Below are 16789 nucleotides of genomic sequence, written 5' to 3'. Positions count from 1 at the left end.
CCCTTCGCCCATTTTCTCATGCTGCATGGAAAGTCCGCTTTACTCTAAATCAGACTTTCCATGCACGCTATGAGAAGCTGAACCCGAAGGGTCTTTTTGTTATGACCTGTTGATACTCTCGTTATGACTTGTCAGTACTGACCTTCTTTTCTATATCGTGAGCGTAACTCTCCCTCTTATCGCTAAAACACAGCTTGAGAATCGGAGGCGAAGCCAAGGTCGTCAGAATGATGGCAATGATCACCGATGTAAAATATTGCTGTGCCAACAGACCCGTCTGTAGACCGGTAGCTGCAATAATAAGTGCAACCTCGCCGCGAGATATCATCCCGGAGCCGATCGCAAGGGCAGAACGGTTATCGAAGCCCGTCAGCCGCGCCCCGAGACCTCCCCCGATTAGCTTTGTCACCAGCGCAATCAGTGTCAAAACAACAACAAATCCGAGCTGCTGCCCTACTCCCTCAAAGGAAACATTTAATCCGATGCTGACAAAAAATACAGGAACAAAGATGGAATAAGCGATGGGCTCCACCTTTTCTTCTACGACGTGCTTAAAGCTGGTTTGTGCAATGGCAATCCCGGCCGCAAAAGCCCCGATAATACCTGCCATCCCCAACATATCCGCAAAATACGCAAACCCAAAGCAAATAATCAACGCAGTCGTGATGACTGCTTCAGTCACCTTGAGTGGAGCAAGTATTTTCATAATCCATGGAACAACGAACCAGCCACCCAGAATAGCTACCACGAAGAAAACTAGCTTTTTGCCAACAAGAAGCCCCAGCGATGTTTCTCCACCCATACCGAATATACTCATTACTACCGCTAGTAGTACCACGACAAGCACATCATCCAGCACTGCCGCACCCAAAATGGTCGAGCCTTCCCGGGTATTCAGCTTATTCATATCCTTGAGTACCTGTACCGTAATGCTTACAGAGGTAGCACTCAGAATAATTCCTAGAAACCAGCCTTCATGCACCGAGAATCCAAAGGCTTCCCCTACACCAAAGCCGCAAATTAGCGGTAAAATAATACCTCCAACCGCCACAGCTACCGCAGGCTTCCAGTTACGTCGAAGTTGATCCAGGTCCGTCTCCAGTCCAGCAATGAACATCAGCAGCAGCACGCCGATTTCAGATATATTATGAATCAGCGAATCATTCTGAACCCATCCTAATACGGCTGGACCCAGCACAATTCCTGCGATCAGCTTTCCCAATACCGCTGGTTGAGCGAGCTTGACAGACAAATGACCCGCGACTTTTGTAAACAGTAGAATCAGCAGAAGATATAGTATAAATTGCATAGGCTGATAACCTCCTTTTATTTAATCCTTGAACTCATTTGCGCATAACCCACAATATTGAAGAAAACTAATAATCATAAAATGCTAAACAAACGTGCAAAATATGTGTCTGACCTTAACGGACAACTCGCAAAATAAAAAGGGGAACCCGAGATACAGCACAGGTTCCCCTAAAAAAGACATAAAGGAGCCTTGGTGACAGGCTCCTCCGGTAATTCATATATTCATTTGATGTTGTCGGTCATACTTGCGCAAACAAGCAACTTTATCCTTTAATTATATCTCTTCTGTAAACCCGTGTAAACGTGTTGAATTAACTTTCTGCTTTTTTCACATAGCGGTCGCGGTATTCGTGGTCCAGCATACTCATCAGAATCGAATCATGGTATTCATGATTGTAGAATAAAGCATCCCGTTGTACACCTTCACGCTGAAAGCCTACTTTTTCATAGCAACGAATGGCACGTTCATTAAAATCAAATACATTCAGCTCAATCCGATGCAGATTACAGATACCAAATCCGTAACCCAGCATGAGTACAAGCGCTTCGGTGCCGTAGCCTTTCCCCTGATTTCCCTGCTCATTGATTGCAATACGGATGTTGGCGCTGCGGTTCAAGCTGTCCATATCCTGCAGGGCTATATCCCCAATGACACGATCATCTTCGCGAAGCGCAATCAACAGAAGCAGGCTTGAGGCATCCTGTCCTTTAGCTTCAATATAACGGGCAATTTGATCCTTGGTAAAGCTGCGTTGTGTGCCTGTCAGCCGCCGCACATCCTGATCGAACAATGTATTATAGTATAGCTCGGTGTCCTCTACGTTAACGGGACGCAAGTATACCCGTGATCCTTCAAGTAACCGTGCCACAGGCTCTGAGGATGAAGTTTGTTGAGTCATCATGATCTCTCCCATGCTAAAAATATAAATGACGAAAATCAAAGCAAATTATTGCGCAAGATCGACTACGCAAGGTCTGCATTTTGCTCCGTAGTCAGGCTAGAATCGGCGAGGGACTCGCGCCAAATTACAGATTGAAGCAACAGTCCCGTCAAACCCAGGATTCCAACAGTCATTCCGATCCAGACAAAAGCCGTGCCCGCCCCTGCTATTCGGATCAATACTCCTCCGGCAAGCGGTGAAACGACCATGATTGCTCCAATCACGGTACTTTGGATACCAAAGACGCGTCCTACCATATCAGCAGGGGTTTTGGCTTGTAATATATAGTTCTGGGTGATAATGTACAGGCCGTTGCCCACGCCCAGCACAGCCCCGATCATAAGCAGTACAGGCAATCCAGTTCCAGGTTGCGCCCAGCCTAAAGCAGCAATAGCTCCGCCAACCAGCACATATCCACCACCGAGCCCCCAGCCTGCGCTTATGCGATTCAAGCGATTAAGCACAAGCATGCAGCCGACGGCGCCAGCCCCAATGGCTGAAACCAGCCAGCCAAGCAGCGATTCATTACCTGGAGCGAGCACTCGCAGCAATGTAGGGAACTGGTAGTCGATCATGAGAATGGCGATTAAGCCGAAAAGTCCGAATATGAGCGTATGCAAAAGCATTCGACTGCGCCATAAGAACGCCCAGCCCTCACGCCATTGGTTGAAAAAACGAGATGCGCGGACATGCTCCTCCCGCATTTTGGCTTCATCAGCCTCAGGCGCTGTATGCGCAGCCGACTTTCCTTGCTGCTCGGCTGCAACAGCTTGTTGGTCTGCGCTGACCAGCGCTGGACCGATTCCGCGCAGCGGCCACAGCAGCAGGCCGGAACAGAGGCGCAGCAATGCATTGAGAATAATGCATGCCTGGGGGGACAGCACAGTCAAGGTCATAGCGCCCAGTAATGGCCCTGCCACTTTGGAGGCCTGATTGACTAACCCATTCAGCGAGGTTGCCCGAAATAGGTCGTCGCTGGCGACTACCGTGCGAGTCAAGCCTTGCTGTGAAGGCATTTGGAATACGCCAGCGGCCGCGCGCAGACCAAGCAAAGGCAGCAGCCACGCCGGGCCCGGGACGGCGAGGATGGCCAGCGTCAATAAGGCAATAGCTGCATCGCAGACGATCATCAGCCTGGCCTTGTGTACCCGGTCGGCTAACGTGCCCGCGATGGAACCCAGCAGCAGACCCGGTAGGGCCATCACTACCGGAATCAGTGCAATCATCATAGGGTCGGCTTCCCAGCGATAGGCAACAAGCACCTGAATGGCGATAGCATCAAACCAATCGCCAAAGGAAGCAGCCGTGTGCGCCGCAAACATCCGCCGAAAACGGCCATTGCGCCAAATGCTAGGCGTGGATTGCAGTTCTTTCTTTTCCTTCATTATCTACTCACCCTGCTCTCATTTTCAGCTTCTTTAGCAATAAGAACATTCTAGCGGGTCTATATCAGAGGAAAATCAGACAGCTAAAAACATCAGACGACAGAAAGTGTTTGTTCCAACCAGCGCCTTAGCGCTGGACGATGCAGTGTTAAACTGTTATCCCGGTCAAGCCGATCATATTGAGCCGCATATTTCTCTTCCAGCATGGGATAGGAGCCGCAAAGCTTCAAAAAACTGCGGATTTGGCAGATCGCCTTGATTTTTAGCAATTCCTGTTTAGCCATATCAAGGGTGTCCAGTCCTTCATCCATGAGCCGCTCGGCGTTGCCCACATCTCCAGTACGTAAAAGCATAAGTCCGCGCATCATGCGATAACGGCCCAGTTCGCGTAAATACGGAGCCTCCGACAGCATGCCTTCCAGACGATCAGACAGTTTCGCAGCCTTTTCCATATGATTGGAAGCCAGATGCATGTACATCTCCATCAGTGCAACAGGCATCACAAATTTATCGAGATCATCCCGCTCCATGACCCTCAAGGTCAGTGGTAGACCTTCCTGTGCGCGTTCAGGTTTTCCATTTTCCACATAAGCCTCCAGGATGTTGAGAATGCGTAATTCCCGTTCCTGATCACTGGACAGCAACCTGCTGGAAAGCGCACACTCACATAGAGCAAGCCCCTCATCCGTCACCCCTGCTGTGCACATATATAGCAGCAGCATCCAATACAATCGGTCTGCGCGTGTAAAGTCCTCCCGCTCCAAGAACCAGGACACATCCGCCTGTACAAAACGGGTATACATTTGATAAAAGACAGACAATTCAAAACCCATCTGCTCCTGCTGGGCAGCCAGCGCTACGATGGAATTCCCCTGCCCCAACAGCTGGTATTTCCGGAATAGTCCATGTACGGCGTCCTGCACCTCCTGATCGTGCAAGGACGGATGATTCTGTGACCGCACGTCAGTCAAGGTCAAGCTGTAGCCATACCCTCTGACCGTATGAATACGGAGCACATCCCATGACTTAAGTTTTTTGCGCAATCTGTAGATATGATCATCCACCGTACGCTCCACCGGATACTCCAGCGGCCACACACGATCCAGCAGTTGTTCCCGGGTGAACACCTGATTCCGGTTATCGTACAGAAAGCGCAGCAGCGCAAACTCTTTAGCCAACAACATAACACGATCTGCATTACAGATCACACTGTAACCGTCTGCATCAAATTGCAGTCTGATCATCCACCTCGCCTCCGACATATCGTTTCTTGGCTGCACCTAGCCCTATAAACATAAGCAGAACACTCAGGCACAAGAGCAGCAGCAGCGGAATTGTCCAGCCTTGTGTCGCATCATGCAAATAACCGAACAGTGTCGGCCCGGTCGCTGCTAGCAAATAACCAAAGGATTGCGCCATACCAGACAGCTCTGCTGCCTGCTGCGGTGTCCGCGTCCGCAAATTAAAGAACATCATCACTAACGGGAAAGCAAAACCACCCGCTATACCGATACAAATGACCCAAATCACACTCCACTGTGTAGCTCCAAGCAGAAATCCACCCAGACCGATAAAATACAGCGCAGCCATAATCAGAACCAATACCCGCTGATCCTTCACCCGTGCCGCCCAAATAGGCACAATAAAGGTAAATGGCATTTGCGAAAACTGCAGCACAGACAGCATCCATCCCGCAGTCTCTGAATCCATTCCCTGTCCGCTCATCATTTCTGGAAACCAGGCGGCAGGAACATAGAACAGAGCAGATTGCAGCCCCATAAACAGCGTCACCTTCCAAGCCAAAGACGATGTATATACATTCACGGTTCGGGCAGACACTGCCGCTTTATTGGCTGTTTTGCGTGCCTTAAGGAGCTGGGGCACCCAGAGTAAAATACCTACGACACCCACAATCCCCCATATTCCCAAAGCACCTCGCCAGCCCATACCTCCATTTATAGCCAGCGGTATACTCAGGCCAGATGCGGTTGCTGCGACCACATTCATGGATACTGAGTATACGCCGGTCATTAGTCCGCTGTTGCGAGGAAACTCCTCTTTGATCAGACTGGGCAGTAACACATTACACACGGCAATGGCCAGTCCCAGCATGGCGGTCCCGACAAATAATGCGGTCACCCCCAGCGTTGAGCGCACCACAATACCTGCGGTCAACAGCAGCAAGGCTGCAAAAATAATAAGAGACGACCCGAAGCGGCGCGACAGTTTGGCTACAAAAGGTGACAACAGGGCAAAAGCCAGCAGCGGCAATGTCGTTAATAGGCCACTCAGTGTATTCGAAATATGCAAAGAATCCTTAATCAAACCGATAAGAGGTCCTACCGAGGTAATCGAGGCGCGCAGATTGGCACCTACCAGAATGATCCCTACGGCAAGCACCCAAGGACCGGCATGCCACAAAGATTTGTATACCAAAGCTCGTTGGTGTTGCTGTGAACTCATCTCTCCATTCTCCAATCCATCTGTATTATGCTCAAAGGCTCCAACCAAGTGTACGGCTGGAGCCTAGCAATTTTTATCTCATTAAATTATAAAGGCATTCGTGCCATATGCATAGGACGGATCGACACAGCGCCCCAAGTCTTCAAGTTCACCATATAGCTTCATTGAAAAAATAAAAGCTGCCTGAAAGGATAGTTTCCTTTGGAGGCAGCTTTCAGTTCATAAACTCCGATGCGACCAGCGCTGCTTAACGTACCAACCAGCCGCCGTCCACCGCCAAGATATGACCGTTCATGTAGTCGGAACCCTGACTGGCGAGGAAAACCACAACTCCCATCAAATCAGACGGATCGCCCCAACGACCCGCAGGAATACGCGACAAGATTTCTTGATTGCGACTTTCATCCGCACGGATTGGAGCTGTATTTGCCGTAGCAATATAACCCGGCGCAATCGCATTAATCTGAACGTTATGAACTGCCAGCTCGTTCGCAAATGCCTTGGTCAAACCAGCTACCGCATGCTTGCTCGCTGTATACGGCGGAACGAATTTGCCACCCTGAAAAGCAAGCATAGAAGCGACATTGATAATCTTCCCGCTTTTTTGCTCTACCATCACCTTTGCCACTCCCTGGCTCAGATGATATACGGCATTCAGGTTGATCTCCATAACAGCGTCCCAATCCTCATCTTTATACTCGAGCAGAGGGGCGCGTCGAATCGTACCTGCATTGTTTACGAGGATATCAATTTTACCGAATTCATTGACGCATTCTTCTACAATTTTTTTAATGGATTCTTTTTGCGTCAGATCCGCCTCATGAAAGACAACCTTCACACCTGTAGGTTCGAGCAGACGTTTTGTTTCTTCATAATCATCATTGTTAGCTACAATGAACAGGTCTGCACCCGCTTTGGCCAAAGCTACGGAATACCCTTGACCCAAACCACTGTTGCCTCCTGTTACAATCGCCGTTTTACCCTTTAGACTGAAAAAATCCAATGAAAAATTGTCCAGACCCATGTCTACGCCTCCATCACAAATTAGTATAAAAACCTATATTTCCTGAAGCCTACAGCGCTGCGCGTACTTCCTTATATTTAGCTACATAACGTGCTGCATTTTCTGTGATCAAGTCGTAGCGACCTTCCTTGGCTGGAGCCGTCAAATTACCCCCAATTCCCACGGCTACACATCCATTACGCAGCCAGGTTTCCATATTGTCCAGATCAACGCCACCGGTTGGCATAATCTGTACATGAGGCATTGGACCTCTGACGGCCTTAACAAAGTCCGCCCCCATCGCACTTCCTGGGAACAACTTCACGACATCACTACCCAATTTCATGGCTTCCTTGATCTCATTTAGCGTCATACAGCCGGGCATATAAGGAATCGCATACAAGTTGCACAGCTTCGCTGTTTCTTCTTCAAAAGAAGGACTCACGACAAACTCTGCTCCGGCCAGAATAGCAATTCTCGCCGTCAGTGACTCCAATACCGTTCCTGCACCAATCACTGCCCGATCTTTAAATTCGTCTCTCAATCTTCGAATGACCTGATCCGCATCCGGCGTCGTAAATGTAAGCTCAATATTATCCAAGCCGCCTTCAATGCAGGCTTTAGACATTAGATATGCTTCCTCCGCCGTGTTTCCCCGAATGACTGCGACGACACCTACTGAAGTGATATGTTCCAAAACTTTCTTTTTCGTCATGTTCCTGATCCTTTCCACGAATGGGATGACCATGTACCTCAGCCGCTTGCAGGTCTACGCTCCAATACACTGATCGGATTAACGCAACTCGCTCATGGCAACCTGATCCATGTCTTTGTATGTTTTATTTTCACCGGCCATGCCCCAAATGAAGGTATAGCTGCCCGTAGCCGCACCGCAGTGGATAGACCAAGGTGGAGAAATAACGGCTTCATCATTCTTCATCACCAGATGGCGCGTTTCGTTCGGTTCACCCATCAGGTGGAACATTCTCGCATTCTCATCCAGTTCAAAGTAGAAATACACTTCCATACGACGGTCATGAACATGTGTCGGCATGGAGTTCCACACACTGCCGTTCTCCAACGTCGTCATCCCCATAACCAATTGGCAACTTTGAATGCCTTCATCATGGATAAAGCGACGCAACGTACGGTTGTTGGCTGTTTCCTGCGAACCCAGACTTTCAGACGGTACATCGGCAAAAGACTGCTTTGTCGTCGGATATGTGGTATGAGCCAGGGCCGAAACGATATAAAATTTTGCAGGCTTTTCACTGGAATCGCTTTCAAAGATCAACTCCTTACCACCTTTACCTACGTAGAGACAGTCTTTTGTGGCCAGCTCGTAAGTTTCACCGTCCACCTTGACCGTACCGCTGCCCCCGACATTAAAAATACCCAGTTCGCGGCGCTCCAGGAAAGTTTCCGCTTTGATTTGATCGTTACCTTCCAGTGCAACAGATTTATTCACGGGATAAATGCCCCCGATAATGACACGATCTTCATGCGTATAGACCAACTTTACCTCCTCAGGTACAAACAGTTCCTGGATCAGATAGTGCTGACGCAACTCTTCAGTCGTAAAATGCTTGGCATGTTCGGGATGAGTTGAATAACGCATTTCCATAAAAACATTCCTCCTGTTTAGATAAACTTTTTTATCAACGGAATTGTTATAAAAGCGGTTTCTAACTCTACTTCTTAGCTAGAATTGTAATAATTATCTAAGAGGGTGTCAACCCAAAACTTCACTATTCCTAGAAAAACCCTTAATACACACGAAGTTTTACACGATTTTCACCTTTTGATAAACAGAATCGAATTTTTTTATCTATATTACCCAAAAAGTTTTTAGCAAATATATCAACTTCATCATTGTGAAAAACCGATTTATGTGATAATTTCAATTTATTCAGTTGGTGCATGCGCTTACAGATTAAGTTTACTAAACATAAGGAGGAATACAAATGACCGCAACATTGGATGCTGTTACCTTCGGAGAACCGATGGCCATGTTTTATGCCAATGAAGCAGGCTCTCTGGATGAGGTGCGTTCATTCACCAAAGCGTTGGCCGGGGCAGAGACGAATGTTTCAGCCGGTTTGGCGCGTTTGGGTCTACGGGCGGGACTCGTGACCAAACTCGGCGAGGATACGTTCGGCAAGTTCATTGCTAGTGCGCTACGTCAAGAAGGGATCGACACCCAGAACGTCATGTTTACCAAAGACCACTCTACTGGCATGCTGATTAAATCCAAAGTTACAAGTGGGGACCCAGAGGTGGAATACTTTCGCAAACATTCCGCCGCCTCCACACTAAGCATCGCTGATTTTAACGAGGCTTACTTTTCCGGAGCTCGCCATCTGCATTTTACAGGTATTTCTGTCGCCCTCTCCCCTGAGTGCCGTGATTTCGCACGACATGCGCGGCAATTTATGAAAAAGGCTGGCAAAACCGTATCCTTTGATCCGAACCTCAGACCCAAGTTATGGCCTGACACGCAAACGATGGTGGAGGCGATTAACGAAGCATCTGAGGGGTGCGACTGGCTTCTACCCGGCATTCATGAAGGTAAAATATTGACAGGCTACACCTCACCGGAGGATATCGCTTCCTTCTATCTTGACCGAGGTACCTCGCTGGTCATCATCAAGCTGGGAACCGAAGGTGCATATTACAAATCCGCAGATGCTGAGGGATACGTCAAACGCTTCCGTGTAGAGCATGTCGTTGATACCGTAGGCGCGGGTGACGGATTTGCCGCAGGCGTTATCAGTGCGCTACTGGAGGGCTTGCCCCTGGCAGAGGCCGTCAAACGCGGTAATGCCCTTGGCGCACTGGCTGTCATGTCAGCTGGAGATATGGACGGCTATCCGACACGAGCCGAGCTGGAATCCTTTTTGCTCAGCGCCAGCACGAATTAATCCGGTTTCATTCCCCGCATAGCCTTCACCGCTATTAGCGCAAGCTCAACAAGGCCGAAAGAAGTCGGCCTTAACTTTTAATAGCCCGTATTCGCGTTTGTACGATCTGAGCAGCATACGCATACTCAGATCGTACAAAGGAATACGGGCTATTTTTATAATATATGACACATTGCTCGTCTACAGCGTTTTGACGGATTCTCCCCGATTAATATCCGGTACAAATCGGTAGATAATCGGAACCGATTCGCCGCCCTCCTCAATGCTGGACAGCAGCGTCTTTGCCGCTTGCTTCCCCATATCCGCAATCGGTTGCGTAATAGTCGTAATCGGCGGATTGTAAATATGGGCAAACTCCGCATCGTCAATCCCGATAATAGACAACTCCACCGGAATGCGTATACGGCGGGCATTCACATATTTCAGCGCTTCTGCTAGCACAATATCATTCCCGGCCAACAGCGCAGTCGGTGGCTCTGGCAGCTGGAACAACTCCTTCAGTGTCTGCTGGATTTCTTCTCTCGGCACACTGCGCATATACTCTTCTCGAAATGGCAAGCCATGCTCCTCCAGCGCCTTTTTGTATCCGCTGAGCCGCTCCACCCGTGGAGTAATCCGATTCAAGCCAAGCGGCAAAGTAATCAGCGCAATTCGCTCATGTTTGTGAGCCACAAGTTCCTGAATCGCCAGCTTAATCGCCATTTCGTTATCCAGCAGCAGGCTGCGCGTATTCACCCCGTCTACCAAACGGTCCAAAAACACTAACGGATACTTTTCACGAATGAGCTGGTTGTAAATATCTGCATGCTTGCCTGTCGGGAAGATGATCAGGCCGTCCACCTGCCGAGCCTTGAGCATCTCAATATATTGGCCCTCCTTGTCCGGGTTTTCATCGGCGTTGCAAATGATCACCTGAATGCCAAAACGCTGCAATTCCTCCTCAATCGCACGGATGGACTGGATCGAAAGGGTATAGTCAATGTTGGCTACAATGACCCCGACCATAAACGTCCGGTTTTGCTTCAAGCTGCGGGCCAGCCCGTTAGGCTGATAGTTCAGCTCTTGAATAACCTCGGCAATGCGGTCTCTGGTCTGGTCGCTCATATATTTATATCGTTTGTTCAGAAATTGCGAGACAGTGCTTTTAGACACTCCTGCCTTCTGGGCAACATCTTCAATCGTCGGCTTCTTCATCGGTACACTCCTTGTCTTTCATGTACTGCGTTAGTGCAACAAAAGTATATCTTTTTTTTAGTAAATTTACCATACTTCTATTTATGAATGCCATTATGATATAAGTCGAACTTCAAAGTTGCCTATCGTGCCACCGTGTAGAAGTATGGTTCTCCAGCAGCAAAAAGAGGCAGTTCAAGATGTTCTCTTGAACTGCCTCCACGTAACCATAAATACTGCTCGGATCAGTGTGCCGGAACGGGCGTTGCAGACTGATCTGGTGTATCGTGCTCGACCAACGCATGTTTTTCCCATAACCGGCTTTTCCAGCGGGCATACATGATGACAGCACGAGTCCATTCATCAGCAGCAATCGCCAGCCACACGCCGGCGAGCCCCATGTCCAGCTTGAACACAAGCAGATAACCAAGCGGCAAGCTCATGCAGACCATGGAGATCAGACCCATAAAGACCGGGAACTTCGCATCTCCAGCAGCACGCAACGAGTTAATAATGACGATATTCGTTGTCCGACCAGTTTCTAGCAGAATGCTAAGTAAAATGACCTGTGCTCCCAAACGAATAATTTCAGGGTTTTCCGTGAACAAACCAAGCAAGGGAACACGGAAAAAGATGACCACCGCATCAATAATCACGGTCACGAGCAACGCCCATTTCACACTGGTCAGTACACGTTTATAGGCAGTATCCTTCTGTCTGGCTCCCACGAGCCTTCCTACCACAATAGCCGTACCCATACCGACTGCCATACTGAACAAGTAAATATAGCTTGAAATATTATTCGCATATTGACGTGTCGCCATTGCTTCTGCGCCCAGATAAGTCACGTACAGTGTGAAAATGAGCTGACACGACTGATACATAATGGACTCCAGCGCGGATGGTACACCAATGCGCAATATTTTAGAGATGAACTTTTTGGACAGTTGGACGTAATATTTCCACTCGACACGAACCTCAGTGACCCGGTACATCAGCCAGAAGAAGATCAAGAGACAAATAAAGCGGCTACCTACTGTAGAAATAGCAGCACCCTCTACTCCAAGTGCAGGCATTCCCCAATGCCCAAAAATCAAAACATAGTTGCCGACCACGTGGATCACGTTCATAAAAACCGATACATACATCGTTTCTTTGGTAAAACCATGTGTACGAATGGTCGCGGCCAGCGCATTAATCAATGCTTGAAGAAAAATGGCACCCCCGACGATGCTCATATACGACTCCGCGTAAGCCAGAATCTCACCCTGGACATTCAGCCATTGCAACATGTGCGTACCAAATACAAGAAAAATTACGCTAAGTAAAAGACCTACCATCAAATTCAACGTAATGGCCGTACCTGTAACCTGGGCCGCTTCGACTAGTTTCTTAGAACCGATATATTGAGCTACGACGATAGCAGCGCCGTTGCCGATAACCTCCAGTACAAGGATGGCAATTGAAATAATTTGATTGGACGCGCCCACACCCGACACTGCATTATCAGATACAGAACTGATCATGAACGTGTCGACGCTCCCCATTAGCATAAACAGAAACAATTCAAGGAAAATAGGCCATGTTAAACGGAACAAATTCAGTTCCTTAGCTTCGGACAATACCGAACCTTTTTTTAGTGCTCTGGTTGTCATTCATTCACCTTTCTTCATAGATTTATTTAACGATCAAAAGGTATGTTAGCACAGTCATTCTGAAAATACATCCCGTTTACGTAAAATGATTTGCAAAATGCGTAAGAATTCATTTATCACCCTCTTTATAATTGATTATCGAACTTTATTGAAACAGAATATTGCAAGAATATACCAGGAATCTGGTCTTTTCGACGTAATTATGAGCTAAAGAGTATAATAGAATACGAGCCTGTGAGCATTGCCGCTGACAGGTTGTGAAGATTGTTGTATGCTTCCTAAGCATAATTTGTGAATTAAAGATGGAATATATAGGACATTCATAGGGTTAAAAGGTAATAAAGGAGGCTTTTACAGATGACTCAATCATTTCAAGCTCTTGTCGTCGATCAGACGCAGGACGGTGAAGTTCAAGCAGAGGTACGTTCTCTGGAAGCTAGCAGTTTACCTGCTGGAGAAGTATTGATTCGTGTCGCTTATTCCAGCATCAATTATAAAGATGGGCTTGCTGCCCACAAGGATGGCAATATTGTCAAAGCCTATCCGTTCGTACCAGGCATAGATTGCTCGGGAACCGTCGTCTCTTCGGAGGATAGCCGCTTTAGCGAAGGACAAGCGGTGCTCGTTACCGGATACGGGCTGGGTGTGTCTCAATTCGGGGGATTCAGCCAATATGCACGTGTGCCTGCGGACTGGGTGGTTCCACTTCCAGACGGACTCACGCCGAGAGAGGCGATGATTTTCGGGACAGCTGGATTCACCGCAGCCCTGTCGTTATATCGGCTGGAGCAAAACGGCGTTACTCCGGAGCAGGGCAAGGTACTCGTCACCGGAGCGACGGGCGGCGTAGGCGGGGCAGCCATTGCCCTGCTGAACAAGAGAGGCTATCATGTCGTAGCCAGCAGTGGCAAGGCTGATGCTCACGATTACCTCAAGGCGCTCGGAGCAGCCGAGGTCATTTCCCGCGAGGAGGTCTACGACGGTGCGGAGAGCATCCGCCCGCTGAGCAAGCAGCTTTGGCAAGCGGCTGTTGATCCTGTAGGCGGAAAGCCGCTCGCTTCGCTGCTCAGCCAAATCGCCTACAACGGCTCTGTAGCCGTGAGCGGCCTGACGGCAGGCACCAAGCTGCCTACGACGGTGCTGCCGTTTATTTTGCGGGGCGTAAGTCTGCTGGGCATAGACTCTGTCTTCTGCCCATACGACACCCGCGTAGCGATCTGGAAGCGACTCGGCAGCGAATGGAAGCCGGAGCGGCTGGAGCAGCTCGTTGAGCGCGAAGTCGGATTGGCTGACCTGCCAAGCGCGCTCGAAGACATCCTTGCAGCCCGCTCGCAAGGAAGAACGCTAGTACGACTGGTTGACTAAGCGAGTAGGTCCGCAAGCTAATCCGTTGACGCGGTTTCGCGTGAAGGAATGTTCATTCCGTAAGCTCTAGCTTCGGAAAATGTAAGAAGCCTGTAAATCTGCATTTTTTGAGATTTACAGGCTTCTTTTCGTTTATTGCTACTTCCTTATCCATAGATGAGCAAACAACATAGATACATCATGGTACATTTGAAGCAGACGGTTTACTTTTCGCAACCAAATGAACCTTTTGAGGACCTCAGTTGTTATATAGATAAACTGCACGAGAAAGGAGAGCACATTCATTGGAGAGTAATCGAGAGTTGTTTGATTTGTATCAACGAGATGTATACCGAACCTGCTACTACATGGTACATAATGCATCGGATGCAGAGGATTTAACACAGGAAGTGTTTATCATCCTGTTTCGCAGCAATCGTGAACAGATCGAACAACTAAAAGCCTGGATTATGAAAATTACGGTCAATCATTGTCTGAATTTCCTTAAACGCCAGAAAAGCCTGCATTTGAAGGTATCGGCTAATCCCTATCTATTTAGCGGGGCGGAAGGTAAGCCTGTAGACAGGCTGGTGGAAGAACGCGAATCGGCAGAAGAATGGGCCGTTTATATGAATCGTCTTCCAGCCAAAATCCGCGCTGTGCTGACACTCCGCTATATGCATGATTTCACGCTGGCGGAAATATCAAAACTGCTGGAAATTCCGCTGGGAACCGTCAAATCGAGGAATCACAAAGGGCTAAAGTTAATGGAGAAAATACTGCGGGATGCAGGTGTACAAATTCCCGAGATGGAAGGAGAGAACTATGAACAACATAGAAAAGGCATTGAAGCGCAAGTTAAATGATGATTCGGAAATGGCCTATCCTGACTTCGATGAGATGTGGAACCGGATGGAACAGACAGGGCATACTGCCCCTACGCTAACCGACACTTCCGATTCATTCCCTCCGCACCGACACAGAAATTGGCGCAAAATAGCTATCGCCGCCTCTCTGAGTGCACTTCTCGTTGCCGTTCCCGTCTATGCCGCCATCCATTATAATTGGGGCGATCTGCTGCACGGAAGAAGCGGCATACAGACGGCACTAAATCAAGACCTTGGACAGCCGCTGGAGCAATCCGTAACCAGAGACGGAGTGAAGCTGACGCTGCATACCGCTATTGTCGATGAGAACCGGACCGTGATTCTGTACAGCTTGGAGGTCGGAAAACGCGCAGACAACGAGTTTTGGAATGTCAAAGGCGTATCACTTAAAAGTGCTGCGGGGAAAAGCAGTGCGGGCGAGTATAGCTTTCAACAATGGGACGAGAAAAACCAACGTTATAACGGCTACTTTGAAAGCGATTGGACACCGCAGCAAGAAACAGAGAACGTGCGACTGACCGTAGATCATATTGAGCTCACCAGCGTTCAGGAACTGGAATTGCCGCTCGATATCAAATCGCCTCAGATGCAGACGTTCAAGCTGGATCGTAACGGCTTACAAGATTTGAAGGTACAGGTATTCGAACAAGGGAAGGATAAGCTAATGCTGTCCTCGGCAATTACCTTCGATTCGTCCAAGCCGAAGGAATGGGACAATCCACAAATCATTGCCTACAAAGGTGGAGAACCTGTGCGGCCTCAGCCTGGAGGAGCTTTTGGTACACCCGGAGAGAATGGGGAATACACAGCCCAGCAGTATTTTACTAAAGCAGATATACCGGAAGGACAGACTACTTTCAAACTGCAATATGCGCAAACTGAGAAAAGTATAAATGAACCCATAAACCTTGATCTGCAGCTAAGCAAGAAGAAAATGGAAAGCGGAACGATTAAAAGCGTGCTGAATACCCCATTGGAGAACGGCAATCCGAATTTTACGCTAGAACAAATGATTGTCACACCTACACAAATCCGTGTCACGATCAGAAGCGAAAAGAAATTCGCCATGTTACCTTATCAAAAATACTTTCTTTCTGTGAACGGCACAACGCTGGAGGGTAGTCGTTGGTCTTCACCTGATCAGGAACACGATCTGAACACGATCCGTTTTGAACGACCGTCCAGTCTTGTGATTACCAAGGACACTCCTGTTACTTTTACAGGCAAATACAAGGTTACGACCCATTCGGATGACAAAACGCCACAGCGTTTAACTGATATTTCTGAGCAAAAGCAGACGCTAACGACGCAAATCGGTGGCTATCCTGTGAAGTGGACCTACTACAAACAGGGATCGGACTTATTCGTAGAAACCGAAAGCGAGGATGCTCACTTTGGAGGGATCAACCAGACGCATATTGGCCTGGGTAAAGAACGGATTATCGGCAAGCCAATCACAGCCAATTTCGCCGGAGACGGCAATAACAAGGCAGTGGATGTCTACAAGAACTTCAAAGGGAAGGAAGCTTCTATCTATATGTTCTATTATACAACGGACGACCCAGAAGCAGAGACAACCATACCCTTGCGGCCTCTGACAAGCAACAGCAAAGCATCTAAATAGCAATGTTATAAAAAGAGGGTCCTCTATACCTGTGTGAACCGTGGTATAGGGAACCCCTTTTTATTTTCCTAGTAAGGCACAG

14 protein-coding genes are annotated in these 16789 nt (G+C 48.3%); 4 read left to right on the top strand and 10 right to left on the bottom strand.

All coding sequences use genetic code 11. The annotated features are described in order from the left end of the window. Positions 1-121: 121 nt before the first annotated feature. The 8 genes from NSS66_RS11575 to kduI form a co-directional block, all read right to left on the bottom strand. Positions 122-1309 carry a cation:proton antiporter gene (locus NSS66_RS11575; protein WP_340958970.1) on the bottom strand — a complete coding sequence of 396 codons (1188 nt, stop codon included), beginning with the start codon at positions 1307-1309 and terminating at the stop codon, positions 122-124. Between the two features lie 313 nt (positions 1310-1622). After that, positions 1623-2213 carry a GNAT family N-acetyltransferase gene (locus tag NSS66_RS11570; RefSeq protein ID WP_071558084.1) on the bottom strand — a complete coding sequence of 197 codons (591 nt, stop codon included), beginning with the start codon at positions 2211-2213 and terminating at the stop codon, positions 1623-1625. 62 nt (positions 2214-2275) lie between these two features. Further along, on the bottom strand, positions 2276-3637 hold the full coding sequence (locus tag NSS66_RS11565; protein WP_340958968.1) for an MFS transporter: 1362 nt from the start codon (positions 3635-3637) through the stop codon (positions 2276-2278). Between the two features lie 92 nt (positions 3638-3729). Then, entirely contained in the window at positions 3730-4881 is a 1152-nt protein-coding gene (locus NSS66_RS11560; RefSeq protein ID WP_340958967.1) for a winged helix-turn-helix domain-containing protein, read from the bottom strand. Then, positions 4862-6100, bottom strand: coding sequence for a CynX/NimT family MFS transporter (locus NSS66_RS11555; protein WP_025721977.1), 1239 nt, complete (start codon positions 6098-6100; stop codon positions 4862-4864). Before NSS66_RS11555 ends, NSS66_RS11560 begins: the two co-directional genes overlap by 20 nt. A gap of 247 nt (positions 6101-6347) precedes the next feature. Further along, positions 6348-7124, bottom strand: a complete 777-nt coding sequence (kduD, locus tag NSS66_RS11550) for a 2-dehydro-3-deoxy-D-gluconate 5-dehydrogenase KduD (protein ID WP_071558081.1) — start codon at positions 7122-7124, stop codon at positions 6348-6350. 49 nt (positions 7125-7173) lie between these two features. After that, complete coding sequence (locus NSS66_RS11545) at positions 7174-7818, bottom strand: bifunctional 2-keto-4-hydroxyglutarate aldolase/2-keto-3-deoxy-6-phosphogluconate aldolase (protein WP_025683172.1); 645 nt, start codon at positions 7816-7818, stop codon at positions 7174-7176. Between the two features lie 78 nt (positions 7819-7896). Next, entirely contained in the window at positions 7897-8727 is an 831-nt protein-coding gene (gene kduI, locus NSS66_RS11540; RefSeq protein ID WP_023990866.1) for a 5-dehydro-4-deoxy-D-glucuronate isomerase, read from the bottom strand. A 340-nt stretch (positions 8728-9067) separates the two neighbouring features. On the opposite strand from kduI, the gene NSS66_RS11535 reads away from it, so the two are divergent. Continuing rightward, positions 9068-10024: a sugar kinase gene (locus NSS66_RS11535; RefSeq protein WP_034095119.1), complete on the top strand. Its 957-nt coding sequence runs from the start codon at positions 9068-9070 to the stop codon at positions 10022-10024. Positions 10025-10204: 180 nt separating this feature from the next. Here the strand turns inward: NSS66_RS11535 and NSS66_RS11530 are convergent, their stop codons facing one another. Together NSS66_RS11530 and NSS66_RS11525 are read right to left on the bottom strand one after the other, a co-directional pair. After that, a complete protein-coding gene (locus NSS66_RS11530; RefSeq protein ID WP_023990869.1) occupies positions 10205-11218 on the bottom strand; it encodes a LacI family DNA-binding transcriptional regulator in 1014 nt (337 codons plus the stop codon). 224 nt (positions 11219-11442) lie between these two features. After that, positions 11443-12852 (bottom strand): MATE family efflux transporter, encoded by a 1410-nt coding sequence (locus NSS66_RS11525; protein WP_023990870.1) that lies wholly within the window; start codon positions 12850-12852, stop codon positions 11443-11445. A 357-nt stretch (positions 12853-13209) separates the two neighbouring features. Here NSS66_RS11525 and NSS66_RS11520 point away from each other — a divergent pair, with 357 nt between their 5' ends. From NSS66_RS11520 to NSS66_RS11510, 3 genes are all read left to right on the top strand, one after another. Further along, on the top strand, positions 13210-14217 hold the full coding sequence (locus NSS66_RS11520) for an acrylyl-CoA reductase family protein (RefSeq protein WP_340958966.1): 1008 nt from the start codon (positions 13210-13212) through the stop codon (positions 14215-14217). Between the two features lie 284 nt (positions 14218-14501). After that, entirely contained in the window at positions 14502-15062 is a 561-nt protein-coding gene (locus tag NSS66_RS11515; protein WP_340958965.1) for an RNA polymerase sigma factor, read from the top strand. Further along, positions 15022-16707 carry a DUF4179 domain-containing protein gene (locus tag NSS66_RS11510; RefSeq protein WP_340958964.1) on the top strand — a complete coding sequence of 562 codons (1686 nt, stop codon included), beginning with the start codon at positions 15022-15024 and terminating at the stop codon, positions 16705-16707. The genes NSS66_RS11515 and NSS66_RS11510 overlap by 41 nt, the downstream gene beginning before the upstream one ends. The last annotated feature ends 82 nt before the right edge of the window (positions 16708-16789 follow it).

This window comes from Paenibacillus sp. FSL R10-2748, from assembly GCF_038005565.1.
GTDB lineage: Bacteria > Bacillota > Bacilli > Paenibacillales > Paenibacillaceae > Paenibacillus > Paenibacillus polymyxa_B.
The sequence above is the reverse complement of the archived record's forward strand: the minus strand, read 5'-3'. Positions and strand labels throughout refer to the sequence as shown.